This is a genomic window from Microbacterium sp. 01T413_2 (genome assembly GCF_056398985.1).
Window position 1 is genome coordinate 1 of sequence record NZ_JBFTQL010000012.1, and the last position, 17469, is coordinate 17469.

General features: G+C 71.6%; 9 protein-coding genes. All 9 read right to left on the bottom strand.

Annotation, left to right across the window (positions count from 1 at the left end; all coding sequences use genetic code 11):
- Positions 1-125 precede the first annotated feature (125 nt).
- Positions 126-872 (bottom strand): hypothetical protein, encoded by a 747-nt coding sequence (locus AC1DMN_RS08435; RefSeq protein ID WP_440733166.1) that lies wholly within the window; start codon positions 870-872, stop codon positions 126-128.
- On the bottom strand, positions 872-2599 hold the full coding sequence (locus AC1DMN_RS08440; protein WP_477384086.1) for a serine/threonine-protein kinase: 1728 nt from the start codon (positions 2597-2599) through the stop codon (positions 872-874). The genes AC1DMN_RS08435 and AC1DMN_RS08440 overlap by 1 nt, the downstream gene beginning before the upstream one ends.
- Positions 2596-4185, bottom strand: a complete 1590-nt coding sequence (locus tag AC1DMN_RS08445) for an FHA domain-containing protein (RefSeq protein WP_477384088.1) — start codon at positions 4183-4185, stop codon at positions 2596-2598. Before AC1DMN_RS08445 ends, AC1DMN_RS08440 begins: the two co-directional genes overlap by 4 nt.
- A complete protein-coding gene (locus AC1DMN_RS08450; RefSeq protein ID WP_477229722.1) occupies positions 4185-5024 on the bottom strand; it encodes a PP2C family protein-serine/threonine phosphatase in 840 nt (279 codons plus the stop codon). Before AC1DMN_RS08450 ends, AC1DMN_RS08445 begins: the two co-directional genes overlap by 1 nt.
- A complete protein-coding gene (locus AC1DMN_RS08455) occupies positions 5021-6403 on the bottom strand; it encodes an RDD family protein (RefSeq protein ID WP_477229723.1) in 1383 nt (460 codons plus the stop codon). The genes AC1DMN_RS08450 and AC1DMN_RS08455 overlap by 4 nt, the downstream gene beginning before the upstream one ends.
- Positions 6400-8928 carry a transglutaminase-like domain-containing protein gene (locus tag AC1DMN_RS08460; RefSeq protein WP_477384090.1) on the bottom strand — a complete coding sequence of 843 codons (2529 nt, stop codon included), beginning with the start codon at positions 8926-8928 and terminating at the stop codon, positions 6400-6402. Before AC1DMN_RS08460 ends, AC1DMN_RS08455 begins: the two co-directional genes overlap by 4 nt.
- The gene (locus tag AC1DMN_RS08465) at positions 8925-10193 is read right to left on the bottom strand and encodes a DUF58 domain-containing protein (protein WP_477229725.1); all 1269 of its coding nucleotides are present in this window, start codon (positions 10191-10193) and stop codon (positions 8925-8927) included. Before AC1DMN_RS08465 ends, AC1DMN_RS08460 begins: the two co-directional genes overlap by 4 nt.
- 152 nt (positions 10194-10345) lie before the next feature.
- A complete protein-coding gene (locus tag AC1DMN_RS08470) occupies positions 10346-11317 on the bottom strand; it encodes an AAA family ATPase (RefSeq protein WP_440733159.1) in 972 nt (323 codons plus the stop codon).
- Positions 11318-11378: 61 nt separating this feature from the next.
- The gene (locus AC1DMN_RS08475) at positions 11379-17465 is read right to left on the bottom strand and encodes an Ig-like domain-containing protein (protein WP_477384092.1); all 6087 of its coding nucleotides are present in this window, start codon (positions 17463-17465) and stop codon (positions 11379-11381) included.
- Positions 17466-17469 lie beyond the last annotated feature (4 nt).

A 17469-nucleotide genomic window follows, 5' to 3' on the forward strand; every position in this document is an offset into this window, starting at 1 on the left:
ATCCACCTCCGGTAATCGATTGGACCGGACCCCACCGGCCCGACAAGAAGAACCTAACAACCCCACCACAACCCCGTCGATGGGGAGGACTCCCCATGCCCGCGAGGCGCCGGATCCGGGCCGGATCACTCCGCGTCGGTCGGATCCGCCTCGGCGACGTCGAGCAGCGCGAGGTCGGCCTTGGCGACCAGGCGCGAGGCGATCACGTGCTCGACSAGGCGCGCGCGCCGGTTCGTSGCGGATCCGCCCGCRCCGCCCCKCATSCCKGGCACRCCGATSCGGTCGAACTTGTCGCAGACGTTGTCGAGCTTGCGGTTGAACCGCGTCACCGTCCAGCCCAGGCGCGCGGCGGCGTCGGCGCTGGATGGGATGGCGCTCATGCCGGTGCCGTCGCGGCGCAGCAGCGGCTCGGCGAGTGCGAGCAGCAGCTGCTTCTGGCTGAGCGTGAGCGGAACCTCGCCGATCGTGGAATCGCCGTCGACCTCGCGCTCGCGCCGGGTCTCGCGGAAGGTCGGCTCAGAGGAGTGGATCGTGAACTCGTAGGTCGTCGGCCCCGCCGAGAACACGACGCTCGTGGTCGCGAACACCAGGGGCAGGCGCGCGCCCGGCGCGAGCCAGGCCTGCACGCCGCCGGTCGCATCCGTCACGGTCGCCTGCAGCCGCGCACCGATGTTGGCCAGCCACCAGAGGCCGCCGGATTCGGCGATCTCCAGGAAGTGCCGGTGCAGGAACAGGTTGTCGTCGATGGACAGGTCGCCCTCGCGTCCCACGACGAAGCGGCCGCCCTGCTGGAGCGGGAAGTACTCGCCCGCGAACTCGACCGTCATACGCGCGCGGGACGGATCCTGCGTGACCTCGGGATCTTGAGACATCACTTCGTGCACCCCCGCACCGGCGATGATCCGGAGCCGTTCTCCCTGCGCAGTACGACGTCGACGCATGTCTGGCCGCCGGCCTGCGCCGGGACGGTGATCTCCGGCTTCTCGACCTTCGTGGTGTCGCCGTCGCCGGCGAGCGTGATCACCGTCACGAGGTAGGAGTCGCCGGTCTGCGGCTTCGGGTTGCTCCAGGTGAAGCGCACGCCGCCACCGCCGTCCGGTGTGCCGGCCACATCCTTCGGCGCCGCTGCCATGTCTCCGAGCGGGTCCACGGGGTTCACGTCGGTGGACTGACTCGGCTTCGGCGTGGGCGGATTCGCGTTGAGCATGTTCACCGTCATGACGGATCCGCCGATGAGGACGATCGCGGCCACGACGGTGACAAGACCCCAGAGCAGGCCCTTGCGGGATCTCGGCGCATCGGGGACCTCGGTGGCCGGGGCGCCGGTCGCGCTGTGAGCGGGAGCCGCGGGGATCCCGGACACGAGCTCGGGGCCGGCATCCTGCACGACGGGGGCGCCGGCGAGCGGGCTGACCGTGCGCGGAGCACGCAGCATGGTCGGGGCGTCGTCGCCCTGTTCCKGAGCCGGCACGGAGGCCGGAGGCGCGATCGGGGCGGGAGCCGGGGCCGCGGGAGCGTCCTGCGGCGCCCGGATCACGGTCTGATCGGTGACGGACGGATCCGCCGCCGGGACGGCGTCGAAGCGCGGGCCCGGGGCCGGCACGCCTGCGGGCGGCAGCACGGGACTCGTCGTCGCCGAGGGCCGGGTGGCGGTGTGGCTGGGGTCGATGCTGACGACCTCGCGCACCCGGGTCAGGCCGTCGTCGTCATCGTCGTGGTCTGGCTCGGGCTGGTGGTCGTCGACGATGTCGATCGGCGTGACGGAATGGCTCAGCTCGATCTGGATCTTCTGCAGTGCGCGCGCGAACGCCACCGCGCTGCCGAAGCGGTCGTCGGGGTTCTTCGCCATGCCGCGCTCGAGCAGGCGGCCGAGGCTCTCCGGCACATCGGCACGGCCGAGCGGCGGCAGCGGCTCGGATTCGATGCGCGCGATGAGGTCGGCGCCGCTGTTGCGCTGGCCCGGCTTCTCGAACGGGCTGCGGCCGGTGAGCAGCGTGTACAGCGTCGCGGCGAGCGCGTACACGTCGGAGCGCACCCCGCCCCGCGGCGGGTCGCCGAACGACTCCGGCGGCGACCACGGGATCGACATGCCCGCGGCCTCGTTCACCGCGCCCGTGGTCGACGCGATGCCGAAGTCGGTCAGCGCGGGCCGGTTGTAGGCCGTGACCAGGATGTTCGCCGGCTTGATGTCGCGGTGCAGCACGCCGGCGCGATGCGCCGTCTCCACCGCACCCGCGACCTGCACGCCGACGCGCAGCGCCTCGGCGACGCTGAACGGCTCCTTGCGGGCGCGCTGCTGCAGATTGGGCCGGGGGCAGTACTCCATGACCAGGTACGGCCGGCCGTCGGAGGCCACGCCGGTCTGGTAGATCGTGACGATGGCCGGGTGCGTGGAGAGCATCGCCATGACGTTGGCCTCGTCGGCGAACTCCTGCGCCGCACCCGATGCCAGCCGGTCGGCGAGCAGCACCTTGACCGCGACACGGCGGCGCGGCTGCTGCTGCTCGTAGAGGAAGACGTCGGCGAAGCCGCCGGTGCCGAGCGGTTCGACGTACTCGAACCCGTCCAGCTGGGGCGGCGGGGACGGCGGACGACTCACGGCAACTCCTCGAAGGCGACCGTGATGCCGTCGCCGAGATCGATCACGTCTGCGGTGACGACGATCGTCTGCTCGCCGGGGTGCAGCCGCACCGGATCCGTCCCGGGACGCAGCAGGGTGGATCCGTTCGTTGTGTGCAGGTCGAGCACGACGACCGCGTCCGCCTCCGGCCGGATCTCGAGATGGCTGCGCGAGATGTCCTGCTGCGGGCTGTCCACGGCGACGAGGTGCGGCAGCGTCGCGCCGCTGGAACGGGTCGCGCGCGGGCGGCGGCCGATCACCACCGTGCGATCGAGGGCGACGACCTGCCCGGAGGACAGCCGGATCCGCGGACCCGTCACGGAGTCGGCCGTCCGCGCGGCGCCCGGGTCCTCGGTGATGCCGGGCACCGAGGAGACCGGGCCCGACGAGACCGGCACGGCCGATGTCGGCACGGCCGAGACCGGCTCCGGGAAGCCCCCCGCGGGCGTCGCGGGTTCTGCGGGCGCCGGAAGGCCGGCCGCGAGGTCGCCGCGCATCGCGCGGGCCTGGGCGAGAGAGATCGTGGCGCCGTCGTGGTCGCCGTCGTCGTCGGCGACCGCCTGCGCGATCTGCGCCGCGACCGGAACCGGCGAGAAGTCGAGCGTGTGTCCGCCGAGGGGTGCGGCGATGGTGTCCGCCGGGGGCAGCATCGTCTCGAGCGCCGCGGGCGTGCTCAGCACGGTGTCGTCGACATCGTCGAGATCGGCCGCCGACGGCGCGGGGTCCTGCGTCGTGATCCCGATCGCTGAGCTGGTCGAAACGATCTCGTCCGCAGAGGTCGCTTCCTGAGCATCGGGGACCGGCAAGGGGGCCTCGGGACCAGCTTCGGGCCCGGATTCCGTTTCTGACTCCGGCTCCGCCAACGGTTCCGGCTCTGGCTCCGGCTCCAGCTCTGACGCCGGCTCTTCGCCGAGCACGTCCGGGAGCGCATCCTCCTCGGGGAGTTCTTCGGAGGCGCCAGGCACCGCGGCAGGAACCTCCGGGCCGGCCATTTCGGAAGCCTCGGGAACCGAATCCTCAAGGTTGGCCTCTTCGGCGGCCTTGCCGACCGCGTCCTCCTCGGGGGCGACGCTCGGGAGCGCGACGGGGGCCTCTTCGCGCACCTCGGCGACCGGAGCGGGCTCGGCGGCGGCGCCGACCGCGATGCTCGCAGCCCGGACCACGCCGGCGACGATCGGCAGAGCCGGATCCGCACCGCCGTCCTCGACACGGAACTCGAACCCGGTCATCGCGGGCACGAACCGCTCGCTCCACGTGGTGACCTCGGCACCGGTGATCTCGCGCTCGTCCTCGGCCGTGAGCACCCGGGCGATGACGCGTCCGCGCACGGCGATGCGCGCGTKCTCGCCCTCCCGCACGACGGCGGCGAACGGCGGGATGGCGGAGAAGGATCCCCCTCCGGCCGCGGTGAGCGCGTCGACCACGTCGGAGAAGGCGACCTCGGGGGCGGCGATCTGCTCCCACAGGCGCTCCACGAGAGCGACCCCGGAGTCCGGCGGCAGCGCCACCACGGCCTCCGGGCCGATCAGAGCGAACCATGACCCTGCGCGGTAGACGGTGTTCATCAGCGCATCCCTCCCATGGCCTCGGCACGCGGTCGCGTGTCGGAGTCGATGTCCTCGTCGTCGATCCCGGTCGTGCCGTCGCTCCCCGGACGGGTGCTGACGTGGATCGCATCCACGACGACCGCGGTCACGTTGTCGCGCCCGCCGTGCTCGAGCGCACGCTCGACCAGGCGATCGGCGGCGGACTGCGGGTCCTCGTGCACCGTGAGCAGAGTGCGGATCTCGTCGTCCCCCACCTCGCTGCTCAGGCCGTCCGAGCAGACCAGGATCCGGTCGCCGACGCGAGCGGGGATCATCCAGTAGTCGGCCTCCCCCGTGCTGCCGGCCCCGATGGCGCGAGTGATGATGTTGCGTCGGCGATCCTTCGGGGCGTCCGTCGCGAGCAGCTCGCCGGAGTCGATGAGTTCCTGCACCACAGAGTGGTCGACGGAGATCTGCTCCAGCACGCCGCCGGAGAGCCGGTACGTGCGCGAGTCGCCGATGTTCATCGCGAGCCAGTACCCGACGCCGTCGACCGCCGCGATCGTCACGCCGCTGAGCGTGGTGCCCGCCTTCGAGATCCCCCCGTTCGAGAGGGGAACACCGGCGATGGCGTCGACTGCCGCGCGTACGCGGGCGAGTGTGAAGCTGACGTCGTCGATCGTGAGCGCAGGGCGGCCCTGCAGGGCGGCGAAGCCCTCGATCACGGTGCCGCTGGCCACGTCGCCGGCCTGGTGCCCGCCCATGCCGTCGGCGACGAGGAACAGCGGCGCCTGTGCGAAGAGCGCGTCCTCGTTGAGGGCACGGCGCAGCCCCGTGTGCGTGGATGCGCCCGCGCGGGCGACGATGGGCGCGATCACGCGTAGCCTCCGACGGTCACGATCCGGTCGCCGATCTCGATGGCGTCGCCGAGGCGGATGCGCACCCGCTCGCCGGGCGGGCAGGCGATCCGCACGCCGTCGCGCACGATCGTCATGCCGTTGGTGGAATGCCGGTCCATGACCCAGCCGCCGGCCGCTTCGGCCGCCGCCTCGAAGTGCGTCTTGGACAGCGAGAGCGTCTCGTCCCGCACGACCACGACGATCGCGCCGGCCTCCGGGGCGGGATTGCGTCCGAACAGCGTGCGCCCGGAGACCGTGGCGCGGGCGCCGTCGTCCCAGACGAACTGCAGCCGATGCCCGGGGATCGAGATCCGGGTCTCCTCGAGGTCCTCGTCGTCGGCGGGCTGCGCCACCGGGGGAAGCGCCATCGCGGCCTCAACCGAGGCGGGCGGAGCCGCCGGCACTGGAGGCCGCGCGGGAGCCACCGTCTCGGGCCCGGAGACGGGGGCGGCCGTGGGTGCGGGCACGGACGGGCTGACCCCCGGCACCACGGTGATCATGGCGCCTTCGTGCGCGGCGGCCGCCGCAGCCTGCGCGGCGGGCGACAGCACGGTGGCGTCGTGCGGGTCGACCTCGGCCACCCCGGCAGGGGCGACGGCAGCGGCTCCCGCGGCAGCCGGTCCGGCGGCGGGTGTCGGTGCGGCATTCGGTGCGGGCGGCAGAGTGAATCCGGTGTGCCCGTCCTGCGGGCCGACCGGATCCACCGACGGCGGGAACAGTGCGCCGGGTTCCCGCACTGGGAACAGGGCGTCGGGCTGCGGCGGGGCGAAGGACGCGGGGGCGGCCGGTGCGTGGGCGGCACCGGGCTGCCCGAACGGGGCGACCGGGACGGGCGGCGCGGCCGGAACCGCGCCGGGAGCGCTTGCCGCGGACACCGGGGCCGTCGCGCCGCGCACATCGCGCATGAGCGCACCGGCGGCGCGGTCGTGCCAGCCCTGGAACCGGCCGGATCCATCGAACAGCGGCGTGAAGTAGCCGACCACGATCGCAGTGCTCAGTCCGAACACGACGTTGCGCAGCAGCGCGCGACCGAAGCCCAGGGGCGCCTCGCTGCCGTCGCGCACGAGCCGCAGCTTCATGATCCGCATGCCGATGGATCCGCCCGATCCCTGCAGGAAGCTGTAGACGAGGAACCAGGCGAGCAGCACGAATGCCGTGATGCCCAGGCCGGTCGCCAGGGCGGCGAACATAGCGGACAGGCCGTCCGCACCGGATCCGGCGATGACGTAGGACACCACCACGCCGACGATCCAGAGGACCCCTCCGATCGCGGCGTCGATGACATAGGCGATCGCGCGCCGCGGGATCGGTGCGACAGGCGCGTTGGCCGCACCTGACCCGCTCGGGGCGTTCGTCATGGGGTCTCGCTCTCGGATCCGGGGCGGGCGGTTCGGGTGCCGCCCGTCTTCGCTGCCGTGCTCTTTGCTGCAGTGCTCTCGATCGTGCCAGTTCCGCCGCCCACGGCGCCAGAGCCGCTCCTGGGGCGCCGGATCCGCTCGGCCGCCGCATCGCGCAGGCCCTGCACGCCGGCGGACAGACGCGTGTCGCCGAGCAGCGAGCGCAGGCTGAGGCGTGCGAGCATGCGTCGGCGCCAGCTCGCCTGGCTGCTCAGGCCCGCGACGATGCCGTCGACCTCGCGCCAGAACGCGTCGACGTCCTCCGCAGTCGGCTCGGTCGGACCGAACACCTGCGCGTCGGCATGATCGGCGAGCGCGGTGACGGCGGGCACGGTGAGCGCGGTCGCCACGGTCTGCGCCTCCTCGGCCCTGGTGCCGCCGGCGGGGATGCGGGCGCCGTAGTCCACCGCGCGGTCGGTGAGCTCGTCCCAGCCGCCGCTGATGCGGTCGGCGGCGAGCGCGGCCGCACGGCGCTTGCGCCGGCGGGCGGCCTTCCACGCGCCGATCACGATGAAGGGCGCGGCGAGGATGGCCAGCACCAGCAGCAGGCTGCCGCCGATCGCCAGGATCGTGCCGAGGATGCTCCACAGGTTGTCCGGGCCGTCCTGGTTGCCGCGCTGGTCCGGCACGCTCGGCGGCAGGTCCACCGGCTCCTGCGGCGGGGGCGGCGGCTGCAGCACCTGCGGCTTGGGCACGACCTTCGGCTTCGTGATCTGGTCCTGCGGGACCTTGTCCTTCGGCGGGGTCGGGTCGAAGGCCACCCAGCCGGCCTTCTCGAAGTTGACCTCGACCCAGGCGTGCAGGTTGTCACCGTTGGCGGAGAACGTGCCCTTCTGGCCCTTGTCCGGGTAGAAGCCCATCACGACGCGCACCGGAATACCCAGCGAGCGCGCCGCGAGCGCCATCGCGACGGCGTACTGCTCGTCGTCGCCGATCATCTGCTCTCCGCCGATCAGCGTGGAGATGCGCTCCTCGGTGTGGCCGGCGCGGCTCAGCGCCTCGCCGTCCAGGCCATGGCTGAAGAAGCCCTCCTCGGAGAACTTCTTCACCAGCGCCCGCACCTGGGCGATCGGGGTCTTCGCGTCGGCCACGGTGTCCGAGGCGAGCGAGGCGAGCTTCTCGGGCGCCTCGGCCTGCTTCGGCATGGCGACCGCACCGAAGTCGAGGCCCTCGAGCTGCTTGTCGGTCCAGGTCTTCGGGATCGTCGTGTCGACGGTGTACGTGCCGCCCTTCTTCAGCTTCGTGGTGGCGACGGCCGTGCCGGTGGACTCGTTGTAGAAGGTGCCGCGCCGCAGCGCGTCGGCGTCGGATCCGGCGAACGTGATCTTGCTCACCTCGCCGGCATCGGGCACCCAGACGCCGGTGTACTGGTCCAGTCTGATGTCCAGCGTCGCGGGCGAGCCGGTCGCGTCGGCCGACATGTTGTCGCGGATCGGGCTGAACGCGCCGGACGAGCCGATGCCCTTGTCCGACACGTCGTAGACGACGCCGTTGTACGCGTCCATCGTGCCGACCCGGATCCTGGCGCCCTCCGGCAGGCCCTTCACGGTGAACAGGGTGTCCTTGCGGTGGTCCTTCACGTACCCGCGGTACGACTGCAGCGGACTCGCGTACTGGTGCACGTCGAACGGCGGCAGCACCACGTCGCGGAACACGTGCCGGGGTTCGGCGAGGGTGGTCGCGGCGGCGACGCCGGTGCCTGCCAGGCCCGCCACGATGAGCACGGCGGTGCCGGCCAGGATGCGGCGACGGCGCAGCGCGGAGGAGTGGGATCCGTCGGCCGCGACCGACACGGCCGCGTCGGCGGACTCGCCGAGGCCGCGCAGTGCGAGCCATGCCACCGCGACGAGGGCGAACACGACGCCCTGKGCGAYSGGRGCCGCCGGATCCGGCACGCCCATCGCGATCACGAGCATGAGATGCACCGCGGCGGGGATGAGCGCCCACGCGACGCGACGCAGCCGCAGCGCGAGCGCGGCGGCGACCACGCTCGCCACGAGAGCGGACAGGAACGGCACCAGGGCGTAGCCGTCGCCGACCGCGACCGGAGCGACCGTGGTGAGCATSGCCTTCCAGCTCGTGACSGCKCCGGCCGACAGCGCGCCSAGGGTCTCSCCSGTKGGCACGACGCCGARSAGCGTCGTCTGCGGGAGGGCGAGCGCGCCCCCGAAGACGAAATAGACGAGCAGCGTGAGCCCGGCGGTGGGCAGGATGCCCCACCCGCGCCAGGCGCACAGCAGCGCGACGCCCAGGCCCAGCACCAGACCGCCGATCGCGGCGGGCAGGTAGGAACCGCCCGCGAAGGACGGCCACCAGCCCACGATGCCGACGCCGATGAGCAGGGCGACCGCCACGAGGTCGATCAGCACGCGGCGCGGGGAGAGCCGCGCGCGCGGGGCTTTCGGAGCCGGGGACGTCTTCGGGGTCCGGGGCGCCTTCGGGGTCTTCGCCCGGCGGCCGGAGCGGGTCTCTGCGGGTGCGGTCATGCGAGCACCTTCCCGAGGGCGAGGGGCAGCTGCTCGAGCGCCCCGACGGTGATGACGTCGGCCTCGCCGATGCGGCGCAGCGAGGGCGCCTCGCCGAGGTCGGCGACGATGGCCAGCACGCGAGAGCCGAACGGCAGGCGGGCGCACGCGGCGCGCAGTTCCTCCGGGGAGGTGCGGCTGCCGCCGACGAGCACGACGACGCTGGAGAGCGGCATGTGCGCGGCGACCGTGCCGGCCAGTGCGGCCAGCCCGCCGTCCTTGGCGCGCCCCTCCTCGACGCCGGCGAGGGAGTCGAGCAGCTGCTTGCCCGTGCCGGAGGGGAGCGCCCGGCCCTGCACGCGCAGGTCGACGCGCTGCGAGTCGCGGATCGCACGCAGGCCGACGGATCCGGCCAGCGAGATCGCCAGCTCGAACTCGTCCGGCTCCGCGTACTCGGCAGCGTTGCGGCTCAGCCCGATCACGAAGTGCGAGCGACGGGTCTCCTCGTACTGTCGCACCATGAGCACGCCGGTGCGGGCGGACGAGCGCCAGTGCACGCGGCGCAGGTCGTCGCCGGGCTGGTACTCGTTCAGCGCGTGGAAGGAGACGTCGTCGCGGGACAGATCCGAGGCCGGAAGCCCCTCGAGGTCGCGCAGGAATCCGAGCGACTGCCCGTCGAAGACGATCGTGCGCGGATGCACGAACAGGTCGATCGGGTCGTCGCGGCGGTGCGCCCGCTCGAACAGCCCGAGCGGGTCGCCGCGCACGACGCTGACGGGGCCGACCGAGACGACGCCGCGGCGGTGGGTGGGGATCGCGAAGAGCTCCTCCGCCTCCTCCCCCGGAGCCAGCCGCTTGATGCCGAACTCACCGCGCCCGGCGCCGACCGGCAGCACCACGCGGGAGGGCAGGATCGCCCGGGAGCCACGGTTGGCCAGGGTGAGCGCACCCACGGCGCGCTCCCCGACGACGACCCGGGTGCGGGCGAGGTCGAGGGTGACGTCGTAGGCGGTGCGCCCGATCAGGAACACCGCGCACAGGGCGAGCACCACGACGATCACGAGCGCGATCACGACGACCTCGATCCAGCCCAGCGGCAGGGCGATCACGAGGCACCCCAGCGCGATCGCCGCGAGCACCCAGGCCAGGGGGCGCACGGCGGACGCGATCAGACGCAGCCGTGTGCCGATGCGCGCGAGCACCAGTGCGGCGATGTCGCGCCAGCCGGCCTCGCGGTCGGAGCCGGCCGGGCGGTCGGTGCCGCGCGCCTGGGCGGTCGTGGTCATGAGTGCTCTCTGTCCTCGGGCGGTCCCTGAGCCGGGGCCCCGAGCCCGGAGGCTCCCGCCGATGCGGAGCATCGGTGGGAGGGGGCTTGGGGAGCGAAGGGACCTGTTCTCTCGGTGCGTCCCTGCGACGAGTTCAGGGACCGGTGTTCCGCTCAGGCGGCGGCGCGCGCCTGGGGAGCGGCGACCTTCTCCACCACGCGGGCGATCACGGTCTCGGCGGTGGTGCCGGCGAACTCGGCCTCGGGGTCGAGCAGAAGGCGGTGCAGCCACACCGGGCGCGCGAGCGCCTTCACATCGTCGGGCAGCACGTAATGCCGTCCGTGCGCGGCCGCCCACACCTTCGCGATGCGGACCATGGCCAGGGCGCCGCGCACCGAGACGCCGAGGCGGATCGCCGTGTCGTCGCGGGTCGCCTCGACGAGCTCCGCGATGTAGCGCAGCACAGCCGGCTCCACATGCACCGCGGCGGCGAGGTCGGCCATGTCTGCGACGGCGCTCGTGGTGATGACCGGGGCGAGCTTGGCGGACGGGTTGCGGTCGGCGGCGCCTGCAAGGATCGACGCCGTGACCTCGAGGTCGGGGTAGCCGATCGAGGTCTTGATGAGGAAGCGGTCCAGCTGCGCCTCGGGCAGCTTGTAGGTGCCCGCCTGCTCGATCGGGTTCTGCGTGGCGATGACCAGGAACGGGCGGCCCGCCTCATGCGGGACGCCGTCGACCGTGACGCGGGACTCCTCCATGACCTCGAGCAGCGCCGACTGCGTCTTCGGCGAGGCGCGGTTGATCTCGTCCGCGAGCACGATCGAGGCGAACACCGGACCGCGRTGGAACTCGAASGTGTGCGAGTTCTGGTCGTAGATGGTCACGCCGGTCACGTCGGACGGCAACAGGTCGGGCGTGAACTGGATCCGGGTGCTCGTGCCCTGCACCGTCGCCGCGAGCGCCTTCGCGAGGCTCGTCTTGCCGGTGCCGGGGGCGTCCTCCAGGAGCACGTGGCCCTCGGCCAGCATCGAGGCGAGCACCAGGCTCACCACGTCGCGCTTGCCCTGCACCGCGCGGTCGACGTTGTCGGCCAGACGGCTGAAGGTGCCCTGGAACCAGGCGGCCTGTTCGGGGGTCATCGTCATCTCTTGTCGTTCCTCTGATCTGTGTTCGTCTGCAGTGCTGCGTGGCCGGGACGGCGCCCGGCTACGGTTTCGGCCAGAAGCTCTTCTCGGTGTCCACGCCGTCGCCCCAGCCCACGATGTCGACCCAGACGTCCACGCCGTCGCGGCCCTTCCAGCAGGAGAGCTGCTGGCTGCCCGAGCCGTCGAAGTTGACGGTGTGGTTGCCGCCGATCTGGCCGTCCACGCTGGAGTGGCAGGTCACGTTGTAACTGCCGATCTTCAGGTTCTGCCAGTTCACGACCATCAGGCGGCAGCCGTTCACGCAGTTGCTGCCGGCGGCGGCACCCTGGGTGACCCAGACGCGCGGCGGCGGCGGGCTGTCGGTCTTGGCGGAGTCCTGGGCGATGTTCGAGGACTGCCCAGCTGTGTCGAAGGCCTGCACCTTGATCGAGTGCGTCTGGTCATAGCCGTTGCCGACAGTGGTCGAGCCATTGTCCGCCGCGGATTGCCAGCCGCCGCCGTCGACGCTGATCTTGATGGAGACGTCGCGTCCGTTCCGCGCCGGGGCGGACCAGCTCAGCGTCACGCTCTGGCCGTTGTTGACGGCCCGGGCGCCCGGATTTCMCACCGGGCCATAGGGCTGCAGCCCGCCCTTCGAGCCCGCGGCGCCCGGCTGGGACTCCTGACCGCCGACCACGGAGTACGCGCGCACCGACACCGTGTATGTGCCGTTGTTCGCCGCCGGGATGTTCGTGCCGTCCCAGTTGCGGCTCCATCCGCCACCCGTCGAGTACTCGTAGTGGACCTCGGACCCGCTCGCACCGTTGCCGTCGGCCGGTGGGTAGCTCACCGCGATGTTGTTGTCACCCTCCTTGGCGGAGGTGATCGTGACGGGGCCTGGGGTTCCGAACGCGCGCCGTGGGCTCGACGCACCAGACCAGGCGCCCGCGCCGGCCTTGTTGTTACCGCGCACCTGGAAGGTGTAGTCCGAGGAAGAGTTGTCCACGGTCACTGTCTGGGAGTTCAGAGTGCCGGCGACCTTGACGGTGTTCACGAGCGATCCCCCGCGGAGCACCTGCAGGTCGTAGCTCGAGATCGCGTCGCCGTTGGGGCCGGCGGCGGTCCAGGTCACGGTCATCTGCGACTGGCTGCCCACCGACGGCGCGCTCTGCGCCTGCGGGGTGCCGGGCGCCGTCGGCGGGCCTGCCGGGATCTCCGAGGCGGACCAGCCCGACCAGCTCGAGGGCTCCGGGGCGCGGTTCACGGCCTGCACGCGGACCTGGTAGTTCGCGCCGTTCTCCAGTCCGTCCCACTTCAGGCTGTTGCCCGTGACGCCGGTCTTCGTCGCCACGCCGCTGGGCGGAGCGGGCGAGATCTCCAGGTTGTACGACGACACCGGGGATCCCGGGGTCGTCGGCGTGGTCCACGACACGTCCAGCGACTTGTCGCCGAACTTCAGCGTCGGCGGGTTCGGGGTGTCCGGACGGGCGTCCGGACGCGCCACGGCCGACGTCGGCGACGGCTTGCCCTCGCCCACACGGTTCGTGGCGGTCACCGCGAACGTGTACTCGACGTTGTTCGTCAGCCCGTCCAGCGTGCACGTCGTCGACGCGCACTGCTTGGTGTAGCTGCCGCCGCTCGACGCACGCACGGTGTAGCCGGTGATCTCGGCGCCGTTGTTCGACGGCGGGCTCCAGTTCAGCACCACGGTGCGGTCCTGCACGCTGGTCACCTGCGGAGCGCCCGGTGCGTCGGGAACACCCTGCACCGTGACGATGATGCGGCCGTCGACCTCGCGGTCCGGATCCTTCGTCGCGTCCTGCACCCGGTAGGTCGCTACGACCTGCCCGACGAACTTGGCGTCGGGCGTGACCACGATCTTGTCGCCCTGCACGGASGCGTTCGCGTYMCCSGTCTGCACGCTSACGGAGCGGATCTTCAGCGGCTTGTCCGGGAACGGGTTGACGTCGTTCTCCAGCACGGGGATCGTGACCGACTTGCCCTGATCGGCCTGCGGCACCGTGTCCTCGTTCGCGACCGGCAGCGGGCGGGTGGACGCGGCGACCGTCACGGAGACCGTGCCGGTGACCGGTTCCGACTTGCCGTCGGTGATGCTCAGCTGCACCGTCGAACCGCTGCCCTTGGCAGTGGACGAGTCGGCCTCGACCTTCAGGGTCGAACCGTCCAGGTTCGCCTTGATGCCGTTCTCCGGCTGCTTCGTGATCTTGTAGCTGATCTTCTTCGCGTCGCCCGGATCCGGATCCTTSGTCAGCGCMGCGAGGTCGACCTTCTGCGCCTCCTCACCCGGTGCGACCGACACCTGCGCGTTGGTGAACGCGGGCGGCTGGTTGTCCGGCGGCAGCACCKTGATCGGCAGGCTSAGCGTGSYCTTGCGYCCCTTGGGGTCGTCGGGGCCGGTGCCGTCGGTCACCTCGAAGGTCAGTGCGTCGTCACCGAAGTAGCCCTGCTTCGAGGTGTACACGAGGGTGTGCTCGTCCTTCAGCAGCGGGGAGCCGTTGCTGTTGACGGCACTGACCTTGCCTGCCTCGGTGATCCGCACCTCTCCGCCGCCGGCGACGGCGACGTACTTCGAGAGCGGGAKSTCGATGGTCTCGCCGCTCTTSACCTCGACCGGCTTGGTCGAGCGGAGGGCCGGCGCGAGCTCGGAGAGCGCAGGCACGAAGATGAACGCCGAGGCGGTCTGATCGTCCTGATCGGTGATCGAGTACTGCACCAGCTGGCGCTTGTCCGTGACGGTGACCTGGATCTTGCGGTTCGGGAGCACCTTCGCGGTGGCGTCGGAGACGCCGAGCTTCAGGGCGTCGACCGTGCCGTCCGGATCCTCGTCGTTGTCCAGCACCGGCACCTCGACCTGCAGGCTCTCGCCCTTCACGTCGGAGGCCTGGATGCGATCGTCGCGCGCGATCGGCGCCACGAGCGGCACGTCCTCGGCGACCGTGATCTGCACCGGCGCGGTGGCCGTCGCACCCTTCGAGTCGGCCACGGTGTACTGCACCGAAGTCTGCAGCGCCCGGTTCGGCGCAGTGATGAGCACGCGGTCACCGGAGACGGTGGCCTTCAGCCCATCGACGCCCGCGGCGGTCTCGATGCCGTTCTTGACCAGGCCGATCGTGTCGCCGTCGGGATCCGAGTCGTTCGTCAGCACGGCCACGGCGACCGTGCGACCGGGCCGCATGACGATCGAGTCCTTCACGGCGTACGGGGCCTGGTTGATGTTCGCCCCGGGAGCGATGCCGACGCGGACCGTCGCGGTCGCCTCCTTGCCGAGCCGGTCGCGCACCTTGTACGTGAAGCTGTCGATGCCGCTGGCCTTGTCGAAGGCCTGGTAGGTGAGGAAGTTCGCACCGACCTCGGTGACCTTGCCCTGCTTCGGCGCGGAGTCGAGACCCACGAGCTCGACCGAGTCGCCCTCGGAGTCCAGGCCGTCCAGCGGCACGGCGATGCGCACGCTGGTGCCGCTCAGTGCGCGCACGGTGAGGTCGTGCGGGCGGGGCGCGGTGTTGGTCTTCTCGTCCACGGGCAGGACCTGGATCGTGATGTACCCGGCGGCCTTCTGTCCGTTCGAGTCCACCGCCTCGTAGGTCGCGTAAACGGTGCGCGGGGTGTCACCGGCGCGGAAGCGCACGGTGTCCTGCGACACGAACGCCTCGCCGAATTTCGGATCGACCAGCGGCTCGATCAGCTTCGGCGCCACGTGCAGGGTCGTGCCGGGCGCGTGCTTGTCGTTGTCCAGCACGGGGATCGTCACGACGTCACCGGCGCGCACGACAGCCGTGTCGTCGTTCGCGGTCGGCGGATCCAGCTTGGCGGGTGCCGGGATCGGGATCACGATCACGTCGCCGTCGGCGGACTTGGATCCGTTCGAGATGCGGTACTTGATCCGCACCTCCTGGTCGAGGTTGCCCTGATCCGTGATCCGCAGCGTCTCATGGTTCAGCACCGACACCGCCACGCCGCTGTGCGGGGGAACGGTGACCGACTGCACGACGAGGATGCCGCCGGCGGGGTCCTCGTCGTTGTTCAGCACGCCCACGAGCACGTCGCCGCCGCTCGGCAGCAGGGCGACGTCGCGCACCGCGATCGGCGGCGCCGCCTCGGCGGTCTTGTCCAGCACATCGACGCGGACGAGGCCCGGCACCGCATTCGGGCCGGYACTCACCAGGTACTGCATGTAATAGGTGCCGGGCAGCTCCGCCTGGAACGTGAAGGTGCCCTCGCCGAAGTTCGGCGTGATCACGGCGCCCGGCGTCTCGTCGACCCGGGTGAGGCGCAGCTGCTCCTTGCCGGAGCTGGAGTCGTTCAGCAGCGGCGACACCGTGACCTGCTCGCCGGCACGGGTCTGGTAGTGGTCGGCGTTGGTCTTCGGCGCCGTGGTGCCGGCCGGCCGGATGTCGAGGCGGATGACGCCGCTGGTGAGCTCTCCCATCGCGTCGGCGACCTGGATCCGGATCTCCTTGCGGCCGGGCAGGCTGGCGACGGCCCGGTAGGTGAGCTGGCCGTCCGGCGTGTAATCCACCTCGTCGCCCGGGGCGGCTTCGACTTCCTTCAGGTACACGTCATCGCCATCGGGGTCGATCCAGTCGGGCAGCGCGTTGTAGGTGACCGCACCGCCCGCCTCGACGAGCAGGCCGGGCGTGCGCTTCTGCTTGGGGGCGGCGTTCACGCTCCAGTCGTGCACGCTGACCGCGACGTTCGCCGTGGCCTTGCCGCCGCGGCCGTCGTCGGCCTGGTACTGGAACGACGCGGATCCCGTCGCGCTGTCGGGCACCGCGATCTGCAGGGCCCCGCCGTTGTTGATGGGCTGCACATCGCCGAGCGACGGCTGCTCCTGCGCGAGCGAGGCGACCAGCACGTCACCGTCGGCGTCCGTGTCGTTGTMGAGCACGGGCAGCAGCGTGGTGCGGCCGGGGCGCACGCCGAAGTCGTCGTCGTGCGCGATCGGCACCGTGTTCTCGGGCGTGCGCTTGGGCAGCGTCGTCTCGACCTGGTCGTCGCTGGTCTCGTCCTGCTTCTCGGTGTCGCCCTCCGGCGGCACGATGTCCTGCCAGTTGTCCACGCGCTGCAGGTTGTCGGTGGCCATCCAGGCCGCACCGCTCGCGGTGTCGTTCAGCACGACGACGTCGCGGTTGACGCGGAACACGAGGGTGGTGCTGCTCTCTGCGCCCTCGATCGAGGAGGTCAGATCATTGCCGGATCCGATGCAGTCGCGGACGAACTTCGCGGATCCGCCCCAGGCACCGTAGGTGCAGCCGTTCAGGAAGACGGGCGCCGCGGGAGCCCCGGTGCCGCCGGCATCCTGCACCGAGGGCGCGGATCCGTCCAGCGGCACGGAGATCAGGGCGTCGGCGGTCGCGAGCACCGCGGAGCCGTTCTCGGCCGACGGCTGCTGCAACACGGCGGCATCGAGGTTCTTCACCTCGGAGCCGCTGAGCTCGGTGCGGTGCCCGCCCGCGAACACGGTCTTGGCGTCGGCGTCGAGCACGACGGGGGTGCTGCCGACGACGGTGATCGTGGGCTTCGCCTTGTCTGCCAGGTCGATCTTCTCAGTGGACGGCGGCTGCGCGTCGCCCTGCCCGTCGACGTGCACGGTGACGATGCTGCGGTCCTTGGCGGAGACGGCGTAGACCGTGCCGTCCTTGCCCACGGTGACGTCGGCGCCGGCGCCGAGAGTGGCGGAGGGCTTCGTGCCTGCGGCCTTGAACCCGCTCAGGGACGAGGCTGCGCGCACCCAGAGCTTGCCCTCTTTGGGGTCGAGGATCGCGACGGTGGTGCCGCCGAGCACCGACTTCGCTCCACCGGGGATGAGCACGGCGTCGCTGAGCACGACGCGCGCCGGGTCGATGCTGGTCAGAGTGGAGGCGGAGCGGTCGTCGACGAGCACGGTGCCGCCGGACTGCAGCACGTCGTAGTTCTCACTGCCGGTGCGCAGGCCGCCGTCGAGCACGCGGGACTCGTTGTTGAAGTGGCCGACCAGCAGACTGGAGGTCTTGGTGAGCCAGACGCCGCCGTCGTGCAGATCGACCTCGGCGGTGGGATTGCCCTCGTAGGCGAACGCCATGCCGGCGACGGCGACCGCCGCGGCGGTCACTCCGGCGGCGGACGCGAGGGTCTTCGGTCGCATCCGCAACCACGCGAACGACTTCACCACGGTT